Here is a 20,274-nt window from a genome sequence, read left to right on the forward strand (position 1 = left end):
CTTAGAGCCCTCCTGCTGTTACTTTGGCTGTCACCTGTTGTACCAGCTGCTCGGGCTTGGCGGTATGACGGGAATGACAGTCTGTAATTTCTACGGCTTCTCCATTTTCGATATAAAAGGCAGGGCCTTCATGATTGTCGATCGTGACCTGCTGGAAACGGATATCACGGACATTGCCGAGGTAAAAGCCCCGGTTGTTCATTTCTTCGATGCCTGCCATCATGGCCGGACGGCCCGGTGTAGCATTCTCGGCCATCGAGATATCAATATTGGCAAAGGTAATCTCCGATATGTACTGCTCTGCCAATCCATACAGGAATCCAGCCGCAGCATGTACACGACGAGCCGTAATATTGGCAAAATGAATCCGGCGGAAGCATGGCGTCTCGTCGGTGACCGGATAGGGATTCTTGTCCCATACATATTTGTCCTTGCCACGCGGACCGCAGAAATAATATAGATTCATAATGAACGGACAGATGACATCCTCCATAACAATATTGCTGATACGGATATCCTCGACAGTTCCGCCGCGTCCGCGTCTGGACTTGAGACGGATACCGCGATCGGTCTGCTTGAATATGCAGTTACTGATCACCACATTACGGATATCACCGCTCATCTCGCTGCCGATCACTACACCGCCATGACCGTGCATCATGGTGCAGTTGGTGACTGTAATATTCTCGCAGGGAATGCGCTCTGCGGCATCTTCGGTACCCGACTTGATCGTTATACAGTCATCACCTACATCGATATGACAATTGCTGATCCGTACATTGGAACAGGATTCGGGATTAATGCCATCCGTATTCGGTGAATCTGCCGGGTTATGGATCGACAGATTATCAATTGTGACATTAGAACAGCAGATTGGATTAACGGTCCAGCTCGGTGAATCCTGCAGCCGTACATCCCGTATGGTCAGACGCTGACAATCATGGAAGCTAATCAGCTTGGGACGCGGATATTGCAGCTGCTCGGGGGACTGCCGGAATAGATCCCACCAGACCTGACCATTGCCAAGCAGCAGTCCACTGCCGGTAATCGATACATTCTCCAGATGTTCGCCATAGATGCAGGAGCTATATACTTCCCTGCTGGCTCCCTCCCATCTGGACTGTACGACCGGATAATCAGCCGGATTGGTGCTGAAGGACAGCACCGCTCCCGGACTGATATGCAGTTCAATATGACTTTTCATGCGGATTGCTCCGGTCTGGTACGTACCTGCCGGAATATATACCGTTCCGCCGCCATTCTGACTGGCTGCTTCGATTGCAGCAGTAATAGCCTCTGTCGACAATTTCCCGGAATCCCGGGAAGCTCCATAATCCGCTATATTATAGACTGACATCAGCTGTACCTCCGCTAGTTGGTGCGGAAGCCATATTCTCCTTTTGCGCGAGCAGCTCGTATTCGGCACAGGCCTGCAGGAACGCACCCAATCCCTTTTGATCATTGGTTACAATCGGTTCACTGATATAGTAGGCAAAGCTGCCATCCCGCTGATCGGCACCACCCAGCCCGGCTACCTGACAGTTTTTGTTCAGATTGACCCAGCCTTCCTTGGTCGTCAGTACGAATTCATCAATCATGCCGCTATAAGCTTTATCCAGTGTAGACTGCCAGTCGGTGCTCAAAACGCCCAATCGAATTCCTTTGGCCATGGCATATGCGATCATCGCTGTCGCCGAAGCTTCCCGGTAATTGCCTTTGCGTTCCGGCTGATCCACAATCTGATACCATACGCCTGCTACAGGATCTTGATGATTTCTTAGCGCTGTCAGCGTATCCGTCAGAATACGGCTTAATTCTGAATAGTCTGCATGGGAGGAAGGCAGAATCTCCAGCACATCCACCAGCGCCATACAGAACCAACCCAGTGAACGCCCCCAGAAGTGCGGAGATAATCCAGTCTCCGGATCACACCATGGCTGTACCTTTTGCTCATCCCAGGCATGGTAGAGCAGTCCTGTCTTCGCATCACGAGTATGACGTTCGCACAGAATAAACTGGCGGGTCACATCATCGATTCCCTGGCTGTTTTCAAAGTTCTGCAGATATTCCAGATAGAACGGCGATCCCATATATAGCCCATCCAGCCAGATCTGATACGGATAAATCTGCTTGTGCCAGAAAGCTCCTTCCGAGGTACGGGGATGATTCTGCAGCTGTTCACGCAGCCGTGATGCCGCGAGACGGTATTTCTCTTCTCCGGTTTCGTGGTATAGCAGGAACAGAAGCTTGCCGTTGTTAATATGATCAATATTGTATTCATCCTGGCGGTAGCCCATAATGCTGCCATCTTCCTGAATAAAATGATCCATATTATCGCGGATAAATTGCAGATAGATCGAATCGCCGGTCTGCTGCCAGAGCAGCTGGAATCCTTTGAGAATGACGCCGTAATCATAAGACCACTTTTCACGATGTCCCCGGTCTTCATACAGCCGGGGAGTCCTCTCCATAATCGAACTGGCAGTGCGTATCGCCCATTGAGTAGTATTCATACTGACCTCCATCGGTTTGTGTGTCGTTTAGGATTGAGTGGCTTTGTACGATGCTTCATATTCAGAAATAATGCTGCTGCCTCCGGCGCTTTTCCAGCTCTCGATCGCCTGGTTGAATCCGTTGGCATCGATTTCACCCAGAATGTATTTGTAGGTTGCATCAGTGATCATTTTTTGCAGTTCGGAACCCTGGGTATTGTACGTCTCGGATTCCAGTGCATAAGCAGGGTTTAGTACCGCATAGTTGGCATTGTCAGCAATCATTTTATCGGCCATTTGCTTGAGTGGATCGGCATCATGGATTTTGAAGCCGCTCTCTTTTGGACGGCTGGCTGCAAAAGGCTGCACTTCCTGCTGCCACAGATCCGTATTGGTAATCGTCGCTGCATCCTTGTCATCCACCGTATAATGCGTGCCTTCGATACCGTAGGTCATCAGTGCATAGGAGTCTTCATCCAGCAGATCATTAACAAATTTCAGGATGCGCTTCAACTCGGCTTCATCTTTCACTTCAGAACGAGGGAAAGATAACAGACCGCCAATACCATTATTCGCTGCCCAGATGGCACGGTCGCTCTCATTACCGGTTGATGTAATATCATTCGCCATCACCAGTTCCATTTTGTCCTGAACGCCTTTGGACATGTTGAGCAGGTTTTTGCTGTCAAACAGCGCACCCACATAGATCCCTGCCTTACCCTGAGCAAACTTTTGCTGCTGGTCGGTTTTGGCCGTTACTGCAAAGTCTTTGTTGATATAACCTTTGTCATATAATTCTTTCATATAGTTCATAGTCTTCATGTAACCTTCGGTCATGAATTCGGGCGTCATCTTGCCGTCTTCACTCACCTGCCAGTTATTCGGTGTGCCAAAGTAGGAGCTCAGCGTCTTGAATGCGCCATATACCAGATCATTACGGTCAACAAATCCGGTCGTATCGTCTACACCGTTGCCGTCGGGATCTTCTTCGGTGAATGCTTTGGCTACGGCCATCAGTTCATCCGTCGTTTTGGGAACTTCCAGACCGAGCTTATCCAGCCAGTCTTTGCGCAGGGTTACGCCGTTACGCGCCAGATCCTTTTGGAAAGGTACCCCGTACAGCTTGCCACCAATTGAAGCCGATTTGATCGTTTCTGGCGGAATTTTGGCTAGGTTCGGATAATCCTTGAGATAAGGCTCCACTTCCCAGAACATGCCGGATTTGAGCGCATTGCGTACAGAAGAGTTATCGAGCAGAGTCAAGGTTATGATATCGGCCAGCGAATCGGATGCCAGCGCGGTATTGATCCGTTCTTCCTTGGAAGCATCGGGAATCCAGGAGAAGGTGATATCGCTGTTCGTTTTCTCTTCCAGTTTGTTCAATACTGTATCCGTTGGTGGTGAAGCGGTATGCAGAATATTCAGCCAGCTGATTTCGGCTTTGGAATTGGCATCATATACACCGGAAGAAGCATTCTCCCCACCGCAGGCAGTCAATACAATAGCACTGCTCACCACGACTGCGGCTACTTTTTTCATTGCGATCATTTGGCTTTTTCTCATTCCATTATTCCCCTCTCATATGGTCACCGGTTAATGTGGTACACGATTGAACAGGTTGCATCAGCGATCAGTAGACGCCATCTTCTCCGAATTTCTTGGCAAGCTTGTTCGCCAGCATGATCAGAACCAGCCCAACCAGCCCTTTGAACAATCCGACAGCGGTACTGAAGCTCAGCTGTCCATTTTTCAGACCTGCTGTATAGATATAAGTATCAAAAATCTCGGCCACTTCTCGGTTAAGCGAGTTCAGCAGCAGGTACATATGTTCAAATCCAAGATCCAGTGTAGTTCCGATCTTGAGGATCAGCAGGGTGATAATTACCGGACGAATCGCCGGCAGGGTGACATGCCAGGTTTTGCGCAGACGGCCTGCACCGTCCATCTCTGCCGCTTCATACAGCTGGGTATCAACAACCGTAATCGCTGCGAGATAGATAATGGTAGACCATCCTAGCTCTTTCCAGATGATTTGCGCCATATACATCGTGCGCAGCCATTCCGGTGAAGTCAGGAAACTGATCTTCTGGAAGCCCATCGCAGCAAGCAGTTCATTGATGACCCCACCATCTACGGTCAGGAATACATAAGTAATAGAGACGATAATAACCCAGGACATAAAGTGAGGAATATAGATAATCGTCTGGATCGCATTTTTGAAATAACGATGTCTGACTTCATTCAGCATCAGCGCCAGAATAATCGGCATCGGGAAAAAGATAACAATATTCAGTGCGAACAAAATCAGCGTATTACTCAGCAGCATAAAAAAGGTTGGCTCCGTAAACAGACGGATAAAATGCTTGAAGCCTACCCATGGGCTGTCTGCAATTCCGAGATACGGCTGGTAATCCTGAAAGGAAATAATCAGCCCACCCATTGGTAAATACTTAAAAATAACAAAATAAAGAAATCCCGGCAGAATCATTAAATAGAGAAATTTGTTACGAAGTATTCCATGCTGCCCTCTACGTTTGACGGCTTTTTGTGTACCTTCAAGCTTCAGTGCGGCAGCATCGGATACTTTCATTGGATTAGACATCTTCACCGGATCACCAGCCTCCTTAATGGAAATTCACGTTACGCCTTTCACACTAAAGCAATCCGGTCATTCCGTATATAATCATCAGTTGATGGCGTTTTCAAAACCTTTTGTATAAAGGGATTTCCTTGTTCTCACCTCAGCTGATGATTATATTATGAGCTAATGATCATTCGTTATTTTTGGAGGGCAGACACCATGATCTCATCCCCGGATTATATACGGAACAAGCTGTCATTGGTACAGTTAGGGAGTACACGATTATTAAGGAGGTTATCATGCATGGAACAGTCTCTACGGAAAGATACTACAATAGGAAGCAAAATTTTTACGATTGTAAATAATACTTTATTGATCCTGGTTGCACTTGCGTGTCTGCTGCCCTTTGTTAATGTTATTGCCAGCTCGTTCGCCTCTACCCAGGAAGTCGTCTCCAAGAAATTCATCCTGTTCCCTACTACATTCTCCCTCGATGCTTACCGGTATATATTGTCCACCCCTACTATATTCAAAGGACTGGGAGTATCTGTCGGCACGACGATTGTAGGTACACTAGTCAGTATGGCACTAACCGCCTTTATGGCTTATGGATTATCACGCACCTATTTGTATGGAAGAAATGCAATCAACTTTATTATCGTATTCTCGATGTTATTCAGTGGCGGAATGATTCCAACCTTCCTGATTGTCAAAGGGGTCGGCCTGATTGATTCTTACTGGTCCCTGATCCTGCCGGTTGCGATCAACGCGTTCAACCTGATCATTATGCGCAACTTTTTCCAGGCACTGCCGGACAGTCTGGAAGAATCGGCCAAGATTGATGGATGTAATGACTTTGGCGTCTTTTTCAAAATCATGCTGCCGCTGGCACTGCCTTCTATAGCGACGATCTCCCTGTTCTATGGCGTAACCTACTGGAATACGTATATGAATGCGATTCTGTATCTTAATGATTCCAATAAATGGCCGATACAGGTACTGCTGCGTCAGATCGTTATCGTCTCCAGCGGTATGCAGGCGGAAGGCAGTTCGGTCGATGTCATCCCACCGGCACAGACGATCAAAATGGCCGTTATCGTAGTCGCAACCGTACCGATGCTGATCGCTTATCCATTTGTACAAAAACACTTTACCAAAGGCGCACTGCTCGGCGCTGTCAAAGGCTGATCTTGAACCGACAATAGGAAATGCAGTGGCTTACAGCTCTGTTCATGGCACGCGTATCATAGAAAAAGTCTTATCTTCTGCAATGCAGAGCATAAGACTTTTGGCGGTCTGTACGATGTACTTGTTTCCAGATTTCAGCCTGCAGCTGGTTCCAGCCAGCAGGCTGTTCCTATGTCGGTGATCCATCAGATACTCTGTCTCATTTTGCGGTAGGTACCCGGTGTAACCTGTTCCTTTTTACGGAAAGAACGGATAAAGTTTTGTGGATTATGATACTGCAGCCGCTCGGCGATTTCTTTGATGGTCTGGTCGGTCTCGGTCAGCCAGCGTTTGGCCATCTCCAGCCGGTAGCTCATTAGATAATCGCTGAAAGTAATGCCGTATTCCTTTTTGAAAATGCTGCTCAGGTAGTTTGGGTTATAATGCAGCCGGTCACCGATAATCTCCAGCGACAATTCCTGATCATATTCGGAACGCACAATCTCGGCGATCGTCTCGGACAGACAGCGGAACTGCTCGTTGGTCTTGTTTTTCATACTGCGTACCATCGGGAAAATGACCTGTTCGATTAGAATACGCTCGATTTCCTCCGGATTACGGATACTGAGCAGCCGATGGTACAAGGCACGGTTATCGTGCGTTAACAGCACTTCCAGCCCAAGCAACTGCTCCAGCTGAATTAGATTGTTGACGAGGCGTACGAGCATGACTTCAAGGTCCATGGAATTCCGGCTTTTCTTCATAAATTCCGCCATCAGTGGATAGAGTGTTCGAGACACTTGCTCCTCATCACCCAGACGAATCGCATCGAACAATCGGGATTCCAGCTCTGCCGGATAATGCAGCAGTACCGGACCGGAGATTACATTGGAGATATCCTCGTAGAAAATGATTGATTCCTTGCCCAGATTCAGACGTTGATGCAGCGCCTGCTTGCTCATTTCACACGCTTCCTTGCTACGCAGTAGTGTGGAATAGGATTGGCTGATCCCTATACTGATTGATAGCTTCAGGTATTCACGTACCGTGCGGATCATCGCTTTGGCATAAGCCAGCATCTGCTTGCGCATCTCCTGTTCATTCACACCGGAGAAGATCAGAATTGTCGCCTGAGTATCGTCATTGAGGATAATAGGCAGCAGCCGCTGTTGCTGGGGAATCAGCTCTTCGGCAATTTTGTTGATCGCCAGCAGCAACACGTCCTTGTCAGCCGCATCGCGCTTGCCCACATTGTCCAGCTGGGCTAGCATCGTTACATACTGCTGATCTTCCAGGCTGGAATGACCAAGACGGTTCAGCTGATGCTCCAGTTCATCGGCAGATACACGGTTGCGGAACAAATTCAGTACCAGCTGGGTCTCCAGCTGCGGCTGCTCTGCTTCGATGAGGCTCTCCAGACTCTGCTTCTCGGTCAGAATATGATCAATAGATGAGAGGATCCATTCGATCTCATTTTTGGCTGTCAGCTGTGCATCTCTTGGCAGGCTGCGCGTAATCTGCTGGATCGGCTTGGTAAAATAAACCGAAATTCCGTAAGCAACCACGATAATCAACAGAATCAATACCAGTTCCATCAGAATCAGCCCATACTTGGTCGTCTGCAGGGCACTGGCAATCTCCTTTTGATCCAGCATCGTCACATAAATCCAGTTGTTATATGGCGATTTGGCATAAATGAGCTGCAGCTCGGGGCCTTTATCCTGATTGAGCGTCAGCATTCCGGTATTCTGATCCTGTCCGATCAAGGCTGGAATCTGTGTCAGCTGGTTGGTACTTAGCAATCCGGATGTTTTGCCGGTATCGTACATGACACTCCCCTGCTTGTTCAGGATAAAGACAGGTGCATTATTTTCCGCGCTCAGACTGCGGTTCAGCGTCTCCAGGGAAATGTCGGATAAAGCAATTGCCTGCTTTTGCTTGGAGAATACCGGCAATGTGTTAACAAATCGCAGCCCGGAATCTGTTTTCACCCAGAATAATCCCTGATCCTGATCAGCAATATATTCGTCATATAGCTTCTGTCGCTCTTCGGAAGTGAGATGTGATAAGGTTCCATTGGAAATCTGCCAGCTCTGATTGATGCTGATCAGAGAGTACTCTGCCCCTTCCATCCCCATTGTAGCAATATAGTTCAGCTGGGTATTTACATCCCGATACGCGATAAAGTCTTTTTCCGTAATTGGATGGTTCACCACCTCATTAAATGAACTGGTAGTGCTGTATGTATTGAAAGCGTATTCAATAGTACGTATTTTTTGTTCCAGATTATTTCTCATTTGTGTAATATAACTTTGCTTGCTGTTGGCTACACTATCAATCACTGATTGGACTGTATTGAAGTAGATATATATGCCAAAGCTAATGGACAGACCGATTCCTAATACCAGAATAGGAATAAAAATTTTGTAAAACATAATTCCCTTTTTCATCATGTCCCTCCATCGGTTCAGTCATCAGTCTCTATTATAACGCTATCATAATCTGGATGTTAAGGATTTCTTTAGCAAATATCATCTACTTCCCCGTAAATTATCATGTAAACAGGAATTTCGGTCTTATTTCACATCCTGCTCTGCCAACTGGATGTACAGAAAGGAACAAACTAATATGCTCCACATTATAAATCATTCCAGTGACAATGATATACGTAAAATCACCGATACCCATTCTGTACCGGCGCTGCATCTGTATCTACTGGACTCCAGCACACCCCGTCCGTGTATACTGATTCTGCCTGGCGGTGGGTATCATCATCTTGCCGATCATGAAGGAGAACCGGTCGCCCGCTGGCTGAACACACTCGGTATTCATGCTGCCTTGCTGGAATACAGCACATTCGATTCCTTGACGGATAAGGGTAATTTCAATCCGCATGATTCTACTTTCTCGGCTGAATCAGACGATGATCTCTTACAGACCGATACATCCAAGACAACGATGCCAAGCGAAAATTCAACAGCAGACTCCTCGAATAATCGTTCCTTTTCCCAACATACCGATCCGGTAGCTGATGCTGTTCACCCGCTGATTGATCCGCACGCACGATTACAGGAAACCGAACAGGCTCTGCATCTGCTTCGGCAGCATGCAAGGGAATGGCGTATTCTACCGGAACAGACAGGATTAATGGGATTCTCTGCAGGCGGTCACTTGGCTGCACTGACCGCGACGATGGGGCGGATTCGTCCGCACCTGCTCCTGCTTGGCTATCCGGTTATTACTTTTCGCGGCCCTTATGCTCATCAGGGCAGTCGGCTTCATTTTCTGGGGGAATCGCCGGATATTGCAATGATTGATCAATTTTCTGCTGAACGGCAGGTTGATAGCAGTGTACCCCCTACTTTTATCTGGACAACCGCTGACGATGCGAGTGTGCCGGTTCACAACAGCTTACTGTTTAGTGAAGCACTTGCTGCCCATCGAATCTCCCACGAACTGCATATTATGGAGAACGGCCGACATGGACTTGGCTTGGCACAGACTCATCCCTCCTGCCATAGATGGACAGAATGGGCATCACACTGGCTGAATCGGCATGGCTATATTCATTCAACAAGCGACAAGGCTGCAGCAGATAATGTCCTATTCACACCTTCCTTATTCACCCGAAATAGTACACCTGACAGCGATCATCATCAGCCGATCAGCCGGCAAACTGATGGACGACGTCCCACCCTGTTTATTGCCGGAGATTCCACTGCTGCGATCAAAGGAGCTTCTGACAAGCCAATGAGCGGATGGGGAGAATATGTACAGCCATATTTTGGCAGCGGCATAACTGTGGCGAACCATGCTATTAACGGTCGCAGCACCCGCTCCTTTCTGGCAGAAGGGCGGCTCGAATATATCGCCAACCAGCTGCAGCCCGGTGATTATCTATTGATCCAGTTCGGCCATAATGACGAGAAATCTGCTGATCCCATGCGCTATACGGAACCACATACCGATTATCGTTATAATCTGCAGAAGATTATTGATACAGCACGTCAGTATGGTGCTATTCCGGTATTGCTCACTTCAGTCAGCCGCCGCCGATTCTTGTCCAATGGTACGATTGATCCGCTGGCAGTGGGTGCTTATCCCGCAGCAATGAAGCAAACTGCGTTGACAGCCCATGTTCCGTTACTGGATATTTTCACAGCTTCCCGGCAGCTGTATGAAGCGCTTGGCGAGACTGCTTCCATGGATCTGTTCATGCATCTGCGGCCCGGACAGCATCCAAACTACATGGATGGCATTGCCGACGATACTCATTTCTCGGTACAAGGCGCTCAGGCAATTGCCGAACTGATCGTCTCTGCTATACTCCGGCATCCGGAACTTGCTGCGCTGCATCCTTATATCGAGCGCACACAGGAGCATAGCGTTCATTGATTATTCGATTGAAATACGAATGTCACAGATGATATGCGCATTCCTTCATGTCGAAGCAGCTTGCAGTATAGTGGTTTATCCAACCTTTTCCATATAGTATTCAAATAAAAGACATACAAAAAAAGAGACAGATCTGCCCAGCGTAGATCTGTCTCTTTTATTTGGTACACACAATAATTAAAATAACCACCCTTTATAACCCCATCCTTCAAGAACCGGTAACCATCTTCGACCAGTGGCCGACAAACTCTGCCTGATCGTAAGCAAAGAATTGCTGCAAAATATGCTCTTTATCATCAAGGAACAATTGATCCGCTACGGCACTTATCAGCCGGGGAACGGCATTTTTGGTGCCGGAAATAGCAGATGCGGACAATCCGCAGCTGGCAAGAGCGGAATAGTTGAACATAAAGAGCCCATGCACTCTGTCCACCCCTAGCTCATCCCTGCTTTGCAGCGCAAATCCTGGACTGAGATAAGGATGGGCATCAAGCAGTGTATTCCGCAGATCGGGTGCCGCCTGATAATGATCCTGCCAGCGGGCAATGTGCCCGCTTACCAGCTCCAGCTCCGGACGCAGTGCCGGATCGCTAAGCAGCCCAGTACTGATCACCAGAAAATCAAATTCATACTGCCCATTTGGTGTGGTCACTCTCGCTCCATCGCCCCATGGCTGCACATCCAACCATGGCGAACCCAGATGCAGCTCAAATCCCGGCCAGGCTGCCGCACGTTCAAACGTATCATTGGTCGGCGGCTGATTGAATTTGAAAAAGTGAGCGATCACTGCATATTTCTCCTCATCATTCAGTGCATGGAACCGTTCGATCATGCCAGACACTTCCATTTGTCGAATCGGATTTACACTGGGCAGTACTTCACGCCGGACAAATACATGAGCTTCTGCAGCGCCCTCAGTCAGCGCATGATTGGCATTGTCAAAAGCAGAAGCTCCTCCACCCAGAACGGCTATCTTTTTGCCCTGCAGACGACGAAAATCGATTGCTCCAGAAGTATGTGCATACAGATGCCTGGGCAGCCGCTCTGCAATCATTTGCGGCACATGCCATTCCCCACCGCCCTGAATTCCGGTTGCCAGAATCACCTTGCGAGCCAGTACGGTATCTCGCGGAGCTCCCGCACCGCCAATATGTAGCCGATGCAGTCCTTTGGTAACAGGCTCAATGAGCTTCAAAGTCACTTCATTCGCTACAGGCAGCTTCAGCAGCTTCCGGTACCAGCGCAGGTAGTTCATCCATTCTCCGCGTGGAATTTTATCCACCTGTTCCCAACCCTCTTCTCCATGCTGAGCTTCCCACCATGAGCGGAAAGTCAACGAAGGAATACCCAGATCGATGGATGTCAGATGCTTGGGAGTGCGCAGTGTGACCATACGTGCATACGTCTGCCATGGACCTTCTAGTCCGGCAGGATTCTCATCGATAACCAGAATATTCGATACCCGCTCACGCAGCAGACCAAAAGCTGCCCCTAATCCACTTTGTCCGCCGCCAATAATAACTGCGTCATACACATGTCCCTCCGAATGCTGCACCGGTCGCACCCAATCCGCTCCACCATATGCGAGATAAGCCAGATCCTGTCGTACACGCTCATTCAATGCTTCCAGACTCATATATACTCCGCCTTTCCCCATATCATTTGCCTTATTATAGCGATAAGACTTGGATTAGCGATAGAACATGTTAATTATTTTGTCATTGAATATAACAAAATCATGAGGTATTGTGTAAATAAACTAACACTAGTAATAGAATTTAGATTTAAAATTCCGATTTAATTCAAATAAAGCCATAAAAATAATTGAAATGTGCTTTTCAGGTTACATTAACGCACATATATTTATTCCCCCTTCTCTATATGTTAGAAAATGTAACTTATACTTGCTATCTGAACATCCTTGATTTACACTGAATTTTAATTTTCAAACCCTTTTATCTCATTCGAACCCATCTTCTCAAACACTCATGTTCTTTCGTATAACCCCGGTAATACGGTCCGGGGGTCTCTACCAGGAACCGTAAAATCCTGATTACGAAAAATGCTGCGATGAATTTGTCATGCATTTTTTGTGATCGGGATTTTTGTATTCATTTTTAACCTATAACTATCAAGGAGTGAACTATGCCTATGCCATGGACAACCGAAGCACTACAACGAAGAATTGATGTTGCCAGTCACCGAGAACCAGCAGATCTGGTCATACGGGGCGGACAGATTGTGAACGTATTTACAGGAGAGCTGGTCCAACAGGATATCGCGATCGTGGATGGTGTAATCGCAGGGATCGGTACGTATGAAGGAATCGAAACCGTCGATGCAGCAGACAAATGGATTATTCCGGGTCTGATGGATGGTCATGTACATATCGAGAGCTCCATGCTGTCTCCACAGGAATTTGCGAAGGTAGTTATTCAACACGGGGTAACCAGTGTAATTACAGACCCGCATGAGATTGGCAGTGTTGCCGGAGTTGATGGTATCCGCTATATGCTGGAACAGTCAGAAAATCTGCCGGTTGACCAGTTTATCATGCTGCCTTCCTGTGTGCCGGCGACGTCTTTTGAGAGCAGCGCTGCCTGTCTGGAAGCGAAGGATCTGGAACCATTTTATGATCATCCCCGGGTACTGGGACTGGCGGAAGTCATGGACTTTGGTGCGCTGTCCAGTGCAGCTCCCGGTATGCTCGGTAAAATCGCTGCCGCTCATGGCAGAGGCAAGTATGTAGATGGTCATGCAGCAGGTATTGCCAAGGAACAGCTGGGAATTTATGCAGCCGCAGGTATTCGTACCGATCACGAATGTATTAATGCCGATGAAGCCCGGCAGCGGCTGGAGCTCGGTATGTATGTAATGATACGTGAAGGCACCGCTGCCAAGGATCTGGAAGCTATTCTTCCGGTCATTACCCCTTATAATTCGCGACGCTGTCTATTTGTTACCGATGACAAACTGATCGATGATCTACTCGATGAAGGCAGTGTCGATCACAATATCCGGTTGGCTATTCGTCATGGACTGCCCGCAGTGACTGCTATCCAGATGGCGACGCTCAATACAGCAGAATGCTTTGGACTCCGGGACCGAGGTGCTATTGCTCCGGGATATATAGCCGATCTGGTTATCCTGGATGATCTGGAACAACTGACCATTCATGAAGTCTACAAAAATGGACAGTGCGTTGTTCAAGGCGGTAAGCTGCTGGAACAGCCGGTTACTAATCCAACTGCATCCTCTACCCTTTCAGATTCTGCATATATAGAACAGTCGGATGCTGCGTTCACAGCTGAATCCACTGCTCTGGACCCAGTGAATCCAGCTGTTTCGCTCAATCATGATGCCTTTGCCGGGTCACATCACGAGATACTTTCTGACAGCATAGATCCAGCTTCCAGCCAGGCGCTCCCTACCAGTGCAGCTGCATTATCCCGCTGCCAGACCGCTCCCATCACACTGGATCATCTGGCACTCCCACTGACCCATGACTACTGCAATGTGATTGAGATCATTCCCAATTCGCTGGTTACTGCTCACGCACAGTATAAAGTAAATCGTAAAAACGGCTATTTTACTGCTTCTACCGATCAGGATCTGCTCAAGCTGGCGGTCGTAGAACGTCATCAGGCTACAGGCAATATAGGACTTGGTATCGTCAAAGGCTTCCAGCTGCAAAAAGGAGCTATCGTCTCTACTGTTGCCCACGACTCGCATAATCTGATTGCAGCCGGTACTTCGGATGAGGAACTGCTGCTCGCTATCGAGCATATTGTTAGTGTCAATGGCGGTCTCGCTGTTGTGTCTGGCAGCGAAGTGCTCGCCTCCTTGCCGCTGTCGATTGCAGGCTTGTTATCCGAGCTTCCTTATGAAGAAGTCTATCATCAAATGAAAAAGCTCAATCAAGCGCTGCTGCAGATTGGTGCTGCCCAGCATTTCAACCCTTTCTTGATGCTCTCTTTCCTCGCACTGCCTGTGATCCCGACGCTCAAGTTGACTGATCTGGGACTGTTTGATTTTGCAGCCAACGCGCATATTGATGTAGAGGTACAACGGAACAGGAAGTCTGTAGCCAAGTAATTAGCCGATTGCTGATCCTGTATAAAATAATCAGTATATTCTCCCGGACTATTTTAGGTTTGCTGTATAAAATGAAAAACCTTTGCCGATATATAGTATAAGGAAATTCCATTTTATACACGCAAAGGAGAATCGATTATATATGATTTGGCTTAAAGGATTGTTTTTGATTGCTTATGGATTGATGGTAGGAGCAGCGGCGGTGCTGTTGGCCGTATTTATCCATACCGGTCCTATGCAATACTTTCTCCATCCGAGCAAGATCGAACAGGCTTATACGTATCCTGCACATGAAGTAATCAACAAGGCGCATAACGAACAACGCTTGTAATTTCCGGATTCTCCTTCTAGCGTGCTTCTTCTGCTGCTATTTGTATCGGCAGATCATTCTTTATGGAAATTCGATGACGGAATCAACCTTATAAAATATATAAATAATAACCTCTCTGACCTGCCTTTCTCCGGCATATCGGGGAGGTTTTGCTTTTTCTTGCTAAGGGATATCGATAAAACAATGGACTTGACTGTCTGTAAGATATTACTATATCTATATGCGCTGTTATGCAGCCGCGTAAATGATCGGTCCCGGCCCAGCCAACCGGTACCGAAAAATAGTATGGGGACGTGATCTGCCGCAGCCTGTGGCCCAAGAAAATTACATAGAAAAGAGTGGTTATTATCCTGAAGCGTTTTTTTGCGTACTATCGTCCCTATAAAGGGCTTTTCTTTCTCGATTTTACCTGTGCCGTGCTGGCTGGCGTACTGGAACTGTCTTTTCCGCTGGCAGTGAATACGTTTATCGACAAGCTGCTGCCCGGACAAAACTGGAATCTGATTCTGATTGCCAGTCTGGCACTGCTGGGAATTTATGTGCTGAATACATTTATGCAGTATATCGTCACCTACTGGGGGCATATGCTCGGAGTGAATATCGAGACCGATATGCGCCGTAAGTTGTTTGGACAATTACAAAAGCTGTCATTCCGGTTTTTTGATAATCACAAGACCGGTCATCTGATTGGCCGGATTACAAACGATCTTAACAATATTGGCGAAGTTGCCCACCATGGTCCGGAGGATATATTCATCGCCATTATGACATTGATCGGTTCCTTTATCCTGATGTACAATATCAATCCCCAGCTGGCGATTATTACCTTTGTAATTATTCCGATCATGGCCTGGGTGATTATTTTCTTCGGAGGCCGGATGACTACGGCTTACCGCAGACTGTTCGGGGATGTCGGTAATTTCAATTCCCGTATCGAGGATAATGTAGGCGGTATCCGGGTCGTGCAGTCTTTTGCCAATGAAGAGCATGAGAAAAAGCTATTCGAAGTCGACAACCAGAGCTATCGCAGTACGATGCTGCTCGCCTACAAGACAATGGCGCGCAGTCTCGCCGTCAACTATATGATGATGCGGATGATTACGATTCTTGTGTTGATCTTTGGCGCCTGGTTCTTTATTAGCGGCCAGATCAAAATCGGGGAATTTGTTGCTTTTCAGCTGCTTGCCAATATTTTCTTCCGTCCCATCGAGAAGATTAATGCTGTTATCGAGAGCTATCCCAAAGGAATCGCCGGATTCAAGCGTTATCTGGAAATTATGGATACCGAGCCGGATATTGCGGATCGCCCCAATGCACTGGAAGTGACGCATCTGGAAGGGAATATCCGCTTTAATCAGGTATCATTTGGCTATGAATCCAATCGCCCGATTCTCCGGGATATCAGTCTTGAGATTCATCCTGGCGAGACTGTAGCCTTTGTCGGTCCTTCGGGTGCCGGCAAGACGACGATATGCAGTCTGCTGCCGCGCTTTTATGAAGTGGATCAAGGCAGCATCACCATCGATGGAATCGATATACGAGATATGAAGCTGGAGTCTCTACGCCGTCAGATCGGTATTGTGCAGCAGGATGTATTCCTGTTCTCCGGTACGATCCGGGAAAATATTGCCTACGGCAAGCTGGATGCCAGTCTGGATGAGATCTGGCTCGCTGCCGAACGTGCCCATCTGGCAGACGTTATTCGCAATATGCCGGATGGCATCGAGACCGTTATCGGCGAGCGTGGCGTCAAGCTGTCCGGCGGACAGAAGCAGCGTCTGTCTATCGCCCGTATGTTCCTTAAGAATCCGCCGATTCTGATTCTTGATGAAGCGACATCGGCACTCGATACCGAGACCGAAGCGGCTATCCAGCAGTCTCTCTCCGAGCTGGCTGTCGGACGGACTACCCTGGTGATCGCCCACCGACTCGCAACGATCAAAAATGCCGATCGGATTATAGTCGTCAATCAAGATGGCATTGCCGAACAAGGGCATCATCAAGAACTAATCGCTGCCGGTGGGATCTACAGTCGTCTGCACCGTGCGCAATTTGGCAGTTAAGCATTTATCCATGTATACCATCCATGCCCGGCAATCACTCTTTCTGTAGTGATTGCCGGGCATTTTAATGTTCTTAAAATATAGAAGTATAGTTATGGAGAAATATCTTCTGATTTCTTTGCTTGACCTTGGGTCTGACCTAAGCTTTATAGTAAAGATATAGACAAGATGTTCAAGCGTTTTGCTGCACTCCTACTATTTTGCCACAACCAGCATGATCCACTTTTTTTCTTTTGCAGATAAGCACTTTGTTTCAACGGATTCACGAAATATATTTTTTTCGAAAAGAATCATGGGTTCCGTCTATCCCTACCGGATATTCTTTCTTTAAATTAGTTTATTCTGCGGTATGTTTATACTTTTTATGTACAGAAAGGAGCCTTCCCTTATGAATCATTATCTCACGATTAGCGAACTGGCTCGGCTGATGAATGTATCTACCCATCAGATCCGTTATTTTGAAGAGCAAGGCGTTCTGTTACCTGCCTGTATCGCAGATAATCAATATCGAATGTATGGAACCGATGAAATCTATCGTCTGTCTCATATCCTACTGCTGCGCAAGCTGGGTATTCCGGTTCGACAGATCCGTGAAAGTCTGGCTTCCTTTTCGGCGGATCAATATAATGAGTTGCTTCAGGATTCCATGCTTCAGCTGGACCAGCAGATTGGGCAGCTCACCCGGCTGAAGCAGCTCACTGCCGGCGTAATCAGTGAATATGAGCAGCATTATGCCCCAGGATTAGATAGAGGCCTTTACCAGATTATAGACTGTCCATCAAGAAAACTCTGTATCTGGACCGAACTGCAGACCGGAGAAGTACTTACTGCCCGCAAAATGCTGCAGCTGAATCCCTACCCCGAAGATCTATTCGAGGCGGATCTATATTATATCCAGCAAGATCATCAATTGCTGCTCTGTTATGAACAGCCAAAAGATAAAATCACCCCTGACAGCGACCATTCCAGCATTTCGATAGAGAAGATAAGCTGCGGGAAAAATTCAAATCAAGCTCACCATTCCACACCCGATATAGAACTGGCTGCAAGCTCGTATCTGTCAGCTTATATTAGGATTACCGAAGAAGATGAACTTTATGTACAGATTCAGCAGCTGGAGCAGTATATGGAGCAGCAGCAGTTACTGCCTGCCGGCCCATTAATCCTAATCGAAAAGTCATATCTGTCCCTGTTCGATAATGCCAGCCTCCACTATGAGCTGCAAATGCCTTTGAGCGCTAGCGAAGTGAGCCAGGAGGAGCAGCCATGACAACGGCCCATATTTCTCAACCTCTGGATCTTGTTATCAGTCCCTGTCTTCCCGAAGAATTGCCTGCTGTTTGTATATTGCTGGCTACCTCATTTGCCGATATATTTGGTTCCATGGTTCAGCTCAATGAACAGCAGCTGGCGGCCCTGCTCATTCAGACCTGGTCGCCCTCTGCTCTAGCTGCCGATCGTCTACAGGTTGCCGCGCGGCTAAATGGACAGATTGTTGGAGTGATCGGGCTCCAGTGGTCTGCTGGCCATTCATCTACCCATTCAGCCCTGCCCCACTGGGGCTCGTTAATCAGACTATATGGATTCTGGAATATGTGCAGATTCGCAATAGGCATGTCTGCATTGGAACACAACCCCCGCCTTCATGAAGGTTATATTGAACATCTCGCTACAGCTACTGAATATCGAGGGCGTGGTATTGCCAGATCACTGTTGCAGTGGGCACAACGGTATGCAGCTGAACAGAAGTGGAACCAATTAACTCTGCATGTATCTTATAACAACGTACATGCAAGTCAATTATATAAGAAAATGGGCTTTCATCATCACTCTTCCCACTCCAGCTGGATTCAGCAGCTCTTCCTGCAGCAGCCCGGTTGGCATTATATGACCTGGATACCTGAATCCCTATCGTCAACGAATAGATGATTATTCCCATCCGTAATTTTATTTAATTCAAGGAGTGAATATACTTGCATAAACGACGTCTCAAATGGATTGTCCCTATTAGTGTCACTGCTGCTATTCTATTTACCTTACTGGCTATTTTCCTGTATCAGAATTCATACGATATGACTGAACAATCTGTATCGGTGCCTACTACCGATGGTGTATTGACGGGGATTCTGACTATGCCTCGGCATACCGAGCATCCGGTTGGACTGATCGTATTTGTCCATGGTGATGGACCGATCGACGCCAGCTATGATGGATTCTATCGACCGGTATGGGAGCGATTTGCCAAAGCAGGTTATGCATCCCTATCGCTGGATAAACGCGGGATTGGTGGATCAGCCGGCAGCTGGCTGCAGCAGAGCATGGACGATCGGGCCAATGATACTGTAACCGCGATTCGGTGGGCACGCACACTTCCCTCTATCGATCCCAAACGTATTGGATTATGGGGAGCCAGTCAGGCAGGATGGGTCATTCCCAAAGTAGTTGCCAAAGAGCCTTCGCTCGCTTTTAGCATTCTCGTCTCACCTGCGATCAACTGGATACGTCAGGGCCGTTATAATACCCGGCAGGAAATGCTTCAATCCGGCGCCAGCGAACAGGAGATTCGTCATGTGGAACAGCAGGATCAGTTAGTACTGCAGTTGCTCAAGCGCCATGCCTCCTACGCCGATTATCTACGGATAACCCATCCCGTCGATCCTATTTCAGCTGAACGCTGGACATTTATTGTGCGTAACTATCAATCCGATGCCAGTCAGGAACTTCGTAATTTCCATCATCCGGTACATCTGATACTTGGTACGGAAGATATTAATGTAGATGTCAAAGAAACCGAGCACTTCTACCGTCATTCGATCCCCAATTCGCTTCTGTCGGTCACTGTACTACCGGGTGTAGATCATTCCATGGTACCTTCTCGTCTCGTTCATTCCTCGTGGCAGATGATGCTGACAGCGATATTTTTCCCACGCCAGGTTAGCAGTCCAGCATATTTGAATGATCTGGAGCAGTTCCTGTCTACTATCCCGCGTTAAAGTCGGTTTATGGTACTGCGCCCTTTCCTGCTATATTGCTGCATGTCAAGAAATCGTTGTAGCTGATATGCAATAAATGCTATAGCTTATCCAGACATAAAAAATCCCCTCCTGCCTAGTTACGGTAAGAGGGGATTGATCTATTTAGAGATCTATT

General features: G+C 47.5%; 14 protein-coding genes and 1 riboswitch. Of the genes, 8 read left to right on the forward strand and 6 right to left on the reverse strand.

Annotated elements, in window-relative coordinates:
* Position 1: 1 nt before the first annotated feature.
* From WH46_RS00620 to WH46_RS00635, 4 genes are all read right to left on the reverse strand, one after another.
* Positions 2 to 1,357 carry a glycoside hydrolase family 28 protein gene (locus WH46_RS00620; protein ID WP_046225355.1) on the reverse strand — a complete coding sequence of 452 codons (1,356 nt, stop codon included), beginning with the start codon at positions 1,355 to 1,357 and terminating at the stop codon, positions 2 to 4.
* Complete coding sequence (locus WH46_RS00625; protein ID WP_052714061.1) at positions 1,344 to 2,513, reverse strand: glycoside hydrolase family 88/105 protein; 1,170 nt, start codon at positions 2,511 to 2,513, stop codon at positions 1,344 to 1,346. The genes WH46_RS00620 and WH46_RS00625 overlap by 14 nt, the downstream gene beginning before the upstream one ends.
* A 27-nt stretch (positions 2,514 to 2,540) precedes the next feature.
* Positions 2,541 to 4,055 carry an extracellular solute-binding protein gene (locus WH46_RS00630; protein WP_017813788.1) on the reverse strand — a complete coding sequence of 505 codons (1,515 nt, stop codon included), beginning with the start codon at positions 4,053 to 4,055 and terminating at the stop codon, positions 2,541 to 2,543.
* 67 nt (positions 4,056 to 4,122) lie between these two features.
* Positions 4,123 to 4,980: an ABC transporter permease gene (locus WH46_RS00635; RefSeq protein ID WP_407944392.1), complete on the reverse strand. Its 858-nt coding sequence runs from the start codon at positions 4,978 to 4,980 to the stop codon at positions 4,123 to 4,125.
* Positions 4,981 to 5,376: 396 nt separating this feature from the next.
* Between WH46_RS00635 and WH46_RS00640 the strand changes: the two genes are divergently transcribed.
* Entirely contained in the window at positions 5,377 to 6,261 is an 885-nt protein-coding gene (locus WH46_RS00640) for a carbohydrate ABC transporter permease (protein ID WP_017813786.1), read from the forward strand.
* A gap of 185 nt (positions 6,262 to 6,446) precedes the next feature.
* Here the strand turns inward: WH46_RS00640 and WH46_RS00645 are convergent, their stop codons facing one another.
* Positions 6,447 to 8,690: a helix-turn-helix domain-containing protein gene (locus WH46_RS00645; protein ID WP_046225358.1), complete on the reverse strand. Its 2,244-nt coding sequence runs from the start codon at positions 8,688 to 8,690 to the stop codon at positions 6,447 to 6,449.
* A gap of 178 nt (positions 8,691 to 8,868) precedes the next feature.
* Between WH46_RS00645 and WH46_RS23215 the strand changes: the two genes are divergently transcribed.
* Positions 8,869 to 10,635: a GDSL-type esterase/lipase family protein gene (locus tag WH46_RS23215; protein ID WP_052714062.1), complete on the forward strand. Its 1,767-nt coding sequence runs from the start codon at positions 8,869 to 8,871 to the stop codon at positions 10,633 to 10,635.
* A 208-nt stretch (positions 10,636 to 10,843) separates the two neighbouring features.
* On the opposite strand, the gene WH46_RS00655 is transcribed toward WH46_RS23215, so the two are convergent.
* Complete coding sequence (locus WH46_RS00655; RefSeq protein ID WP_046225359.1) at positions 10,844 to 12,271, reverse strand: FAD/NAD(P)-binding protein; 1,428 nt, start codon at positions 12,269 to 12,271, stop codon at positions 10,844 to 10,846.
* Between the two features lie 340 nt (positions 12,272 to 12,611).
* Positions 12,612 to 12,711: riboswitch (purine riboswitch) on the forward strand.
* 69 nt (positions 12,712 to 12,780) lie between these two features.
* Between WH46_RS00655 and WH46_RS24320 the strand changes: the two genes are divergently transcribed.
* The 6 genes from WH46_RS24320 (at position 12,781) to WH46_RS00685 (ending at position 20,117) form a co-directional block, all read left to right on the forward strand.
* Entirely contained in the window at positions 12,781 to 14,730 is a 1,950-nt protein-coding gene (locus WH46_RS24320; RefSeq protein ID WP_231584259.1) for an adenine deaminase, read from the forward strand.
* 142 nt (positions 14,731 to 14,872) lie between these two features.
* A complete protein-coding gene (locus WH46_RS00665; RefSeq protein WP_046225360.1) occupies positions 14,873 to 15,061 on the forward strand; it encodes a hypothetical protein in 189 nt (62 codons plus the stop codon).
* Between the two features lie 347 nt (positions 15,062 to 15,408).
* Entirely contained in the window at positions 15,409 to 17,124 is a 1,716-nt protein-coding gene (locus WH46_RS00670; RefSeq protein ID WP_026136240.1) for an ABC transporter ATP-binding protein, read from the forward strand.
* A 388-nt stretch (positions 17,125 to 17,512) separates the two neighbouring features.
* A complete protein-coding gene (locus tag WH46_RS00675; RefSeq protein ID WP_046225361.1) occupies positions 17,513 to 18,394 on the forward strand; it encodes a helix-turn-helix domain-containing protein in 882 nt (293 codons plus the stop codon).
* On the forward strand, positions 18,391 to 19,053 hold the full coding sequence (locus WH46_RS00680) for a GNAT family N-acetyltransferase (protein ID WP_046225362.1): 663 nt from the start codon (positions 18,391 to 18,393) through the stop codon (positions 19,051 to 19,053). The genes WH46_RS00675 and WH46_RS00680 overlap by 4 nt, the downstream gene beginning before the upstream one ends.
* A 44-nt stretch (positions 19,054 to 19,097) precedes the next feature.
* Positions 19,098 to 20,117: an alpha/beta hydrolase family protein gene (locus WH46_RS00685; RefSeq protein WP_046225363.1), complete on the forward strand. Its 1,020-nt coding sequence runs from the start codon at positions 19,098 to 19,100 to the stop codon at positions 20,115 to 20,117.
* Positions 20,118 to 20,274: the final 157 nt, after the last annotated feature.

Source organism: Paenibacillus dauci (assembly GCF_000971985.1).
Lineage (GTDB): Bacteria > Bacillota > Bacilli > Paenibacillales > Paenibacillaceae > Saccharibacillus > Saccharibacillus dauci.

Coding starts and splice junctions, on each gene's coding strand:
- WH46_RS00620 (WP_046225355.1), bottom strand. CDS start 1,357: ATGTCAGTCTATAATATAGCGGATTATGGAGCTTCCCGGGATTCCGGG.
- WH46_RS24320 (WP_231584259.1), top strand. CDS start 12,781: ATGCCTATGCCATGGACAACCGAAGCACTACAACGAAGAATTGATGTT.
- WH46_RS00640 (WP_017813786.1), top strand. CDS start 5,377: ATGGAACAGTCTCTACGGAAAGATACTACAATAGGAAGCAAAATTTTT.
- WH46_RS00665 (WP_046225360.1), top strand. CDS start 14,873: ATGATTTGGCTTAAAGGATTGTTTTTGATTGCTTATGGATTGATGGTA.
- WH46_RS23215 (WP_052714062.1), top strand. CDS start 8,869: ATGCTCCACATTATAAATCATTCCAGTGACAATGATATACGTAAAATC.
- WH46_RS00680 (WP_046225362.1), top strand. CDS start 18,391: ATGACAACGGCCCATATTTCTCAACCTCTGGATCTTGTTATCAGTCCC.
- WH46_RS00630 (WP_017813788.1), bottom strand. CDS start 4,055: ATGAGAAAAAGCCAAATGATCGCAATGAAAAAAGTAGCCGCAGTCGTG.
- WH46_RS00645 (WP_046225358.1), bottom strand. CDS start 8,690: ATGAAAAAGGGAATTATGTTTTACAAAATTTTTATTCCTATTCTGGTA.
- WH46_RS00655 (WP_046225359.1), bottom strand. CDS start 12,271: ATGAGTCTGGAAGCATTGAATGAGCGTGTACGACAGGATCTGGCTTAT.
- WH46_RS00635 (WP_407944392.1), bottom strand. CDS start 4,980: ATGATTCTGCCGGGATTTCTTTATTTTGTTATTTTTAAGTATTTACCA.
- WH46_RS00625 (WP_052714061.1), bottom strand. CDS start 2,513: ATGAATACTACTCAATGGGCGATACGCACTGCCAGTTCGATTATGGAG.
- WH46_RS00675 (WP_046225361.1), top strand. CDS start 17,513: ATGAATCATTATCTCACGATTAGCGAACTGGCTCGGCTGATGAATGTA.